General features: G+C 71.7%; 9 protein-coding genes. 6 read left to right on the forward strand and 3 right to left on the reverse strand.

Features of this window, described 5'->3' with window-relative positions; genetic code table 11:
* A partial coding sequence (locus tag FNH08_RS39475) for a maleylpyruvate isomerase family mycothiol-dependent enzyme (RefSeq protein ID WP_152776341.1) occupies positions 1 to 528 on the reverse strand: 528 nt, incomplete at its 3' end.
* A 298-nt stretch (positions 529 to 826) separates the two neighbouring features.
* Between FNH08_RS39475 and FNH08_RS39480 the strand changes: the two genes are divergently transcribed.
* From FNH08_RS39480 to FNH08_RS39495, 4 genes are all read left to right on the forward strand, one after another.
* Positions 827 to 1,441, forward strand: coding sequence for a Uma2 family endonuclease (locus FNH08_RS39480; protein ID WP_152776342.1), 615 nt, complete (start codon positions 827 to 829; stop codon positions 1,439 to 1,441).
* A gap of 55 nt (positions 1,442 to 1,496) precedes the next feature.
* Positions 1,497 to 2,156, forward strand: coding sequence for an HD domain-containing protein (locus tag FNH08_RS39485; RefSeq protein WP_152776343.1), 660 nt, complete (start codon positions 1,497 to 1,499; stop codon positions 2,154 to 2,156).
* Between the two features lie 101 nt (positions 2,157 to 2,257).
* On the forward strand, positions 2,258 to 3,511 hold the full coding sequence (locus FNH08_RS39490) for a Cmx/CmrA family chloramphenicol efflux MFS transporter (RefSeq protein ID WP_194238780.1): 1,254 nt from the start codon (positions 2,258 to 2,260) through the stop codon (positions 3,509 to 3,511).
* 28 nt (positions 3,512 to 3,539) lie between these two features.
* Positions 3,540 to 4,604 carry a GNAT family N-acetyltransferase gene (locus tag FNH08_RS39495; RefSeq protein WP_152776346.1) on the forward strand — a complete coding sequence of 355 codons (1,065 nt, stop codon included), beginning with the start codon at positions 3,540 to 3,542 and terminating at the stop codon, positions 4,602 to 4,604.
* Positions 4,605 to 4,656: 52 nt separating this feature from the next.
* Here FNH08_RS39495 and FNH08_RS39500 read toward each other — a convergent pair whose 3' ends face one another.
* A complete protein-coding gene (locus FNH08_RS39500) occupies positions 4,657 to 4,947 on the reverse strand; it encodes a DUF4031 domain-containing protein (protein ID WP_322726212.1) in 291 nt (96 codons plus the stop codon).
* Positions 4,944 to 5,387 (reverse strand): hypothetical protein, encoded by a 444-nt coding sequence (locus FNH08_RS39505; protein WP_228034637.1) that lies wholly within the window; start codon positions 5,385 to 5,387, stop codon positions 4,944 to 4,946. The genes FNH08_RS39500 and FNH08_RS39505 overlap by 4 nt, the downstream gene beginning before the upstream one ends.
* 60 nt (positions 5,388 to 5,447) lie before the next feature.
* On the opposite strand from FNH08_RS39505, the gene FNH08_RS39510 reads away from it, so the two are divergent.
* Both FNH08_RS39510 and murQ read left to right on the forward strand, forming a co-directional pair.
* Positions 5,448 to 6,368 carry a MurR/RpiR family transcriptional regulator gene (locus tag FNH08_RS39510; RefSeq protein WP_322726213.1) on the forward strand — a complete coding sequence of 307 codons (921 nt, stop codon included), beginning with the start codon at positions 5,448 to 5,450 and terminating at the stop codon, positions 6,366 to 6,368.
* Between the two features lie 162 nt (positions 6,369 to 6,530).
* On the forward strand, positions 6,531 to 7,463 hold a 933-nt coding region (murQ, locus tag FNH08_RS39515), incomplete at its 3' end, for an N-acetylmuramic acid 6-phosphate etherase (protein WP_152776345.1).

Below are 7,463 nucleotides of genomic sequence, written 5' to 3' on the forward strand. Positions count from 1 at the left end.
AGAGACAGCGTCCATGTCGTCGAGGTCGGCGTGGAGGGAGACGGAGGACTTCTCACGGGCGCGCTGGACCAGGAGGGTGAGGGCGTACGGAAGCCCGTCCCCCGCGTACGCTCCCGGCGCCCCGAACGCGTCCCGTACGTCACCCGCGTGGATCCACTCCCCGAGCGCGACCGCGTCCAGGGCGCCCCCGGCCTTCACGATCGCCGGGCCCGCTTCCGTCATGCCCCTCTCCAGCTCGTCCACGACACGGGAGACCGGCCAGTCGGCGCGCTCGGCGATGTCGCGGTCGTTCGACTCGGGACTGAACACCCCCTCCTCGAACCGCCCCTCCACCACCCGCATCAACGCCGACCCGCAGTGCGCCACCACATGCCGCACCGTCCACCCGGGACAGGCCGTCCGCAGCGCGAAGTCCTCCTCCGCACGCGCCCGGAGAAGGGGAATCAGGACGTCCCGCTCAGTGACGAGCAGTCGGCCGGGGAGGTCGGGGTCGCGTTCCAGTGCGTCGCGTGCGTCTGCTGGATTCATGGGGTCACGCTAGTGGCGCCCCTGTGGCTCGTGCTCTACGCAGCGACACCGGACCGTGGAAACCCCATCACCCGGAAGAGTGGCAATGCTCAACTCGGCCGGATTCCGGCCCGGTTGGCTGGCATATGCTCGCCGCGATCACCACTCCGCGCCGCCCCCACCTGCGAGGACTGCGACCGCGTCTTCCGCTCGCCCGTCCTCGGCCGCTCTCGCGTCTACCGAACCGACCTCCAGGAGGCCGCATAGCATGAAAGCGACGATCCTTGCCCCCGGGCACAGACGACGAGGAGCGAGCGCCATGACCATCGCCTCGGACGACGCACAGCAGGGCGCTTCCCACCCGTACCGGAGCATGCGGGACTTCGTTCAGTCGATGGACGACACCCTCCCGGGCAAATTCGAGATCACCAAGGAAGGGATCGTTCACGACATGATGTCGCCGGGGGGACCTCACGAGGTCACGGCTGCGCACGTCAGCCGCCGTCTGGAGAAGGTCATGCCGGACGAGTTGCTGGCGCACAATGGCACACCCGACGTGGAGGACGAGCCCGAGGGCATCATGCGGCACCCGGATGTGATGGTGATCGCGTGGACCGACCTGAACGTCGAAGGGTCCATCGATCCCCGTACGCTCGTCGCCGCCATCGAGGTCGTCTCCCGCTCCAATCCTGACAACGACTGGGTGACCAAGATGCGCGACTACCCCCTGATCGGGATCCCCATCTACGCGATCTTCGATCCGCGCACCGGTTCCGGCGCCGTCCTCAGCGACATCCACCCCACTCCCGACGGCCCTCGCTACGCGACACGCAAGGACTTCCTGTACGGCGAGGACGTCACCATCGCCGACTGGACGATCTCGACAGAGAAACTGCCCCGCTACCCGGAGAAGGACGCCGGTCAGCCGTCCTGAAGCACAGGGGAAGCACAAGGGAGCACGGGAAGGGACCAGGAGCACAATGATCCCCATGGCCCACCCCGACACCCTCGGCACCCTCCGCTCCCGCTGGCAGCGCACCCTGCTCGCCGCCCGTGCGGGTGACCCGAACCCCGACCCGTACCCCTACGCCGACAACCTCCTCAACCGCTGGTCGGAACAGCAGCGGCGGTACCACACGGTCGATCACCTCGCAGCCGTCCTGGACCATGTCGACGTACTGGCGGAGTACGCCGACGACCCGGAAGCCGTACGTCTCGCCGCCTGGTTCCACGATGCCGTGTATCTCCCCGAGCGGTCCGAGAACGAGGAGCGGTCGGCGCGACTCGCGGAGCGGGCGTTGCCTGAGGCCGGGGTCTCGCGGGAGACGACGGACGAGGTCGCCCGGCTGGTGCGACTGACCGTCACCCATGACCCCGCCGACGACGACACCAACGGAGCCGTTCTCTGCGACGCGGATCTGGCCATTCTGGCGGCGGAGCCGGAGGCGTACGACGGTTACGCGCGAGCCGTTCGTGAGGAGTACTCCTTCGTTCCCGACGACGCCTTCCGTACCGGACGGGCCGCCGTGTTGCGCCAACTCCTCGACCTGCCACGGCTGTTCAGGACGCCGTACGGGGAACGGGAGTGGGAGGCGCGGGCCCGCCGGAACCTCGGGGCCGAAATCGATCGGCTCGCCGCCGGCTCCTGAGACACGGGTGGGATCACGGGAATGCCCGACCCACGCCCACGGCTGATCCATGCATGCGCATACGCTCAGCCACCGACCGCCCTGACACCGACCGGCCCCGCATGCCCCTCGCCGTCTACGTTCTCGGGCTCTCCGTCTTCGCGCTCGGCACCAGCGAGTTCATGCTCTCCGGGCTGCTGCCGCCCATCGCGGAGGACATGGGGGTCAGCATCCCCCGGGCGGGGCTGCTGATCTCGGCGTTCGCGATCGGGATGGTGGTCGGGGCGCCGCTGCTCGCGGTGGCCACGCTCCGGCTGCCTCGCCGTACGACCCTCGTCACGCTGATCACGGTCTTCGGGTTCGGCCAGGTCGCGGGTGCCCTCGCGCCCAACTACCCGATTCTGTTCGCCTCCCGCGTCGTGAGCGCCCTGGCCTGCGCGGGGTTCTGGGCGGTGGGTGCCGCCGTGGCGGTGGCGATGGTGCCGGTCCACACCCGGGCTCGCGCGCTCGCCGTGATGATCGGTGGGTTGTCGATCGCGAATGTTCTCGGTGTACCGGCCGGTGCCTTCCTCGGGGAGCACTTCGGCTGGCGGTCGGCGTTCTGGGCCGTGGCCGTCGCCACGGGGATCGCACTCGTCGGGGTCGTCAGCCTGATCCCGGCGCTGCCCGTGCCCGACGAGCGGCCCCGGCTGGGGCAGGAGGCCCGGATCTACCGCGACCCCCAGGTCTGGCTGTCCGTGTCCGTCGTGGCGCTGGCCGCCGGCGGGGTGTTCTGCGCGTTCAGCTACCTCGCCCCGCTGCTCACGGACGTCGCCGGGCTCGACGACGGCTGGGTGCCGACCGTGCTCGCGCTCTTCGGGATCGGCGCGCTGATCGGTACGGCGATCGGCGGGCGGATCGCCGACGCCCACCTGTTCGGCGTACTGCTCAGCGGCACCGCGGCCTCCACGGTCCTCCTCGTCGCGCTGGCCCTCCTCGGGCAGTACGCGGTCCTCGCCGTCGCCCTCTCCTTCCTCCTCGGTCTCTCGGCCTTCTACACCGCGCCCGCGCTCAACGCCCGTCTGTTCAACGTCGCGGGCGCCGCCCCCACACTCGCCGGCGCCACCACCACCGCCGCCTTCAACCTCGGCAACACCGGCGGCCCCTGGCTCGGCGGCGCGGTCATCGACGCGGGGTTCGGCTTCGCGTCCACGGCCTGGGCGGGCGCGGGCCTCACGGCGGCGGCCATCGGCGCGACGGCCGTCTCGCTGCGGCTGCACCGCCGTTCGTCTCGTACGTCCCGTCCGGCTCCCGCGTCCCGCGTGGTCGCCGGTGCCGGTGCCAGTGCCGACGGCGCGGCCGACCGGGCCGGTAATCCGGTACGTACCGACAGCTGATCCCTCCTATCCTCGCGCCATGCGACCAATGGGTGGGGACCAGGTACAGGAAGCCGTCGGACACGCGCTCACGCTGCTGCGGACCGCCGTGGACCGCGACTGGGAGGGGACCAAGGCGGGCCGTCTGGAGTGGAGTTGCCGTGAGACGGCCGTGCACATCGCGTCGACCCACCTCGCGTACGCGGGCCAGCTGGCGGGGCGCGCGACCGAGGCGTGGGTGCCCTTCGAGCTGGTCATGGACGACGGGACCGACACGGCGGACGTGCTCGACGTGATCGGGACGACGGGCACCCTCCTCGCGGCGACCGTCCGGACGACACCACGTGACGTGCGCGCCTTCCACCCGTACCCGTTCCGCGCCGCCGACCGCGAGGGGTTCGCCGCGATGGGCGTCACGGAGGTGCTGCTGCACACGCACGACATCGCCGAGGGCCTCGGCCTGCCGTACGAGCCCCCCGCCGACCTCTGCCAGGACGTCCTCACCCGCCTCTTCCCGAACGTACGGCCCGGCCCCGAACCCTGGCCCACCCTCCTGTGGGCCACAGGCCGCCGCGACCTGCCCGGCCGCGCCCCGGTCACCGAGTGGCGGTGGAGCAACGCACTTGTCATCCCCGCCGAGCGGCTCGCCCTGCACGCCATCACCCCGGCCGCCGCCGCCGATCTGGCCGCGGGCGGCACCGGCGGCTTCGACTGGATCGAGGGCGGCCCGGCCGAGGGCACGCGCGTGGGCGCGGGCATGCTCGTCAAGCTGTACGAGACGGGGATGCTCCGCGCGGAGTGGGGCATGTACGCCCTGGTCGGCGCGGAGGACGGCCGCGCCCTCGGCGCCCTCGGCTTCCACTCCGCCCCCGACGAGGAGGGCCGCACCGAGATCGGCTACGACCTCGTCGAGGGGGCCCGCGGCCACGGCTACATGACGGAGGCGCTGCGCACGCTGGCGGACTGGGCGCGGGGGCGCGAGGACGTCCGGTCACTGTTCGCGGTCGTCGACAAGGGGAACGCGGCGTCGCAGGGAGTGGTGACCCGGGCGGGGTTCCAGCAGGTCAGTGATGACGGGGAGCAGCTCGCCTACGCGCTGGGGCTGCGGTCCTGACGGCCTGGCGGCCTGGCGGCCCGGATGGTCCTGAGCCGGGCGTGTGGGAGCCTTACGTCCCGTTCACGTTCCCGTTCCCGTTCCCGCGCCCCTTCGGCCGGCGCAGGCCCGCCGCGGTGAGCCTGCGCACCAGTTCCTTCGAGCCCACCTCCACGGCACCCGCGCGCACCGCGTCCGCGTAGACGTGCGAGGGGACGTCGTAGTGGTCGCGTTCGAAGGCGCGCTCGGGGATGCCCAGCTTGCGGGCGAAGGCGTGGAGTTCGTCGTACGACGCGTCGCTGACCAGGTGCGACCACATGCGGCCGTGGCCGGGCCAGGTGGGCGGGTCGATGTAGAGCGTCACGAGGGCGTCGTCCCGCCGGCCGCCGATCCCAGGGAACCCACCGCCGCGACCTTCACGCCCGCCTTGTGGCACACCCAGTGGGGGTCGGCGCCCAGTTCGGGCTCGACGTCGAGGGCGTGCGGGTCGCCGGAGCCGCACACCGGGCACAGGGGCCAGCGCCCGTACCGCTCCAGCAGCGCGTCCTGGACGTCCTGCGCGACGAGCCCGGCCACGTACTCCGCGCCCTCCGGCCACTGTTCGACCCACCATCGGCGCTCGACCACCGAGTTCTCGACCAGCGAGACGACGTCGGCCTCGGCGACGTCGCCCGCGACCAGGTCGGCCAGGACGAGGGCGCGAGCGGCGTGCAGCGTCTGCTCCAAGGGGCTGACGGAGGCACGGATGGAATCACCGCCGGGGGCACTGCCGGGTTCACTACTGGGGTCACTGCTGGGGTCCATGCCCCCCATTGTGCGCACTCTCCTTGACCGTGCGCCCGAGCGGAAAATATCTTTCAGGTCGTGAGCAACGAAGTGAAGGAAATTTTCGGTGGCGGCGCGCCACCGGCTCCCGCCGCCCTCGCGGCCAAGGTGCGTACCCTCGCCCCGTCCATGACCAGGTCCATGCAGCGGGTCGCCGAAGCCGTCGCCGGTGACCCCGCGGGCTGCGCGGCCCTCACCGTCACCGGACTCGCCGAGCTCACCGGCACCAGCGAGGCGACGGTCGTCCGTACGGCCCGTCTGCTCGGCTATCCGGGTTACCGGGACCTGCGCCTCGCGCTCGCCGGACTCGCCGCGCAGCAGCAGTCGGGCCGGGCGCCCGCCGTCACCGCCGACATCGCGGTCGACGACCCCCTCGCGGACGTGGTGGCGAAGCTCGCGTACGACGAGCAGCAGACCCTCGCCGACACCGCGGCCGGCCTCGACACGGTCCAGCTCGGCGCGGCGGTCACGGCGCTGGCGGCGGCCCGGCGCATCGACGTGTACGGCGTGGGGGCGTCCGGGCTCGTCGCCCAGGACCTCACGCAGAAGCTGCTGCGGATAGGGCTCATAGCCCACGCGCACGGCGACCCGCACCTCGCCGTCACCAACGCGGTGCAGCTCGCCGCGCGGGACGTGGCGATCGCGATCACGCACTCCGGCTCGACGGGGGATGTCATCGAGCCGCTGCGGGTCGCGTTCGAACACGGGGCTACGACGATCGCCATCACCGGGCGCCCCGACGGTCCGGTCAGCCAGTACGCCGACCATGTGCTCACCACGTCCACGGCCCGGGAGAGCGAGTTGCGGCCGGCGGCGATGTCGTCCCGGACGAGTCAGCTGCTGGTCGTGGACTGTCTGTTCATCGGGGTGGCGCAGCGGACGTACGAGACGGCTGCGCTGGCGCTTTCCGCTTCGTACGAGGCGTTGGCTCACCGGCACCGGAGTGGGCCCTCGAGGTGAGTCGGGAAGACAGCGTCGTAGGGCTGGATGTTTGTGGGGATCTGCGGGTTTGTTGTGGCTGGTCGCGCAGTTCCCCGCGCCCCTTACGGGGCTGCCCCTGACGGGGCGTGCCCTCAGCACCCCCAAACAGAACAATGGCACCACACGGAAAGAGCCGTCGCCATGGCCTCCCCCGCCAATATCTCCCCTGATTCCCGTGGCCTGAAAGCCGAGCTGGAGACGCTGACCACCGAGGCGTTCCGGCCGGAGCTGGCCGAGATCGACCAACTGCCCACTCTCGACATCGCGCGGCTCATGAACGGGGAGGACGCGACGGTGTCCGCTGCCGTCGCCGCGCAGTTGCCCCGGATCGCCGCCGCCATCGACGCCCTCGCCGAGCGGATGGGGCGCGGTGGGCGGCTGGTCTACGCGGGCGCGGGCACCGCCGGGCGGCTGGGGGTACTGGACGCCTCCGAGTGCCCGCCGACCTTCAACACGGACCCGTCCCAGGTGGTCGGCCTCATCGCGGGCGGTCCGGAGGCCGTGGTCAACTCGATCGAGGGCGCCGAGGACTCGAAGGAGCTGGCGCGGGACGCCCTCGAAGCGCTCGCCCTGACCGCCGCCGACACGGTGGTGGGCGTCTCGGCCTCCGGCCGCACCCCGTACGCCGTCGGCGCTGTGGAGTACGCCCGCGCACGCGGGGCGCTGACCGTCGGTCTGTCCTGCAACGCGGACAGCCCGCTCGCGGCGGCCGCGGACCACGGTATCGAGGTCGTGGTGGGCCCGGAGCTGCTGACGGGCTCGACACGGCTGAAGGCGGGCACGGCACAGAAGATGGTCCTGAACATGCTCTCGACGATCACGATGATCCGCCTGGGCAAGACGTACGGGAACCTGATGGTGGACGTCCGCGCCTCGAACGAGAAGCTCCGCGCCCGCTCCCACCGCATCGTGGCTCTGGCGACGGGGGCGCCGGACGAGGAGATCGAGCGGGCCCTCGCGGCGACGGACGGCGAGGTCAAGAACGCGATCCTCACGATCCTCGGCGAGGTCGACGGACCGACGGCCGCCCGGCTCCTGGAGGAGAACGAGGGGCGCCTGCGGGTGGCGCTGGGG

The sequence above is a fragment of the Streptomyces spongiae genome, from assembly GCF_009377185.1.
Taxonomy (GTDB): domain Bacteria; phylum Actinomycetota; class Actinomycetes; order Streptomycetales; family Streptomycetaceae; genus Streptomyces; species Streptomyces spongiae.

Bases quoted from the DNA above. Each gene is read 5' to 3' on its own strand.
- FNH08_RS39505 (WP_228034637.1), bottom strand. From the start codon at position 5,387: ATGGACCCCAGCAGTGACCCCAGTAGTGAACCCGGCAGTGCCCCCGGC.
- FNH08_RS39495 (WP_152776346.1), top strand. From the start codon at position 3,540: ATGGGTGGGGACCAGGTACAGGAAGCCGTCGGACACGCGCTCACGCTG.
- FNH08_RS39480 (WP_152776342.1), top strand. From the start codon at position 827: ATGACCATCGCCTCGGACGACGCACAGCAGGGCGCTTCCCACCCGTAC.
- FNH08_RS39485 (WP_152776343.1), top strand. From the start codon at position 1,497: ATGGCCCACCCCGACACCCTCGGCACCCTCCGCTCCCGCTGGCAGCGC.
- FNH08_RS39490 (WP_194238780.1), top strand. From the start codon at position 2,258: ATGCCCCTCGCCGTCTACGTTCTCGGGCTCTCCGTCTTCGCGCTCGGC.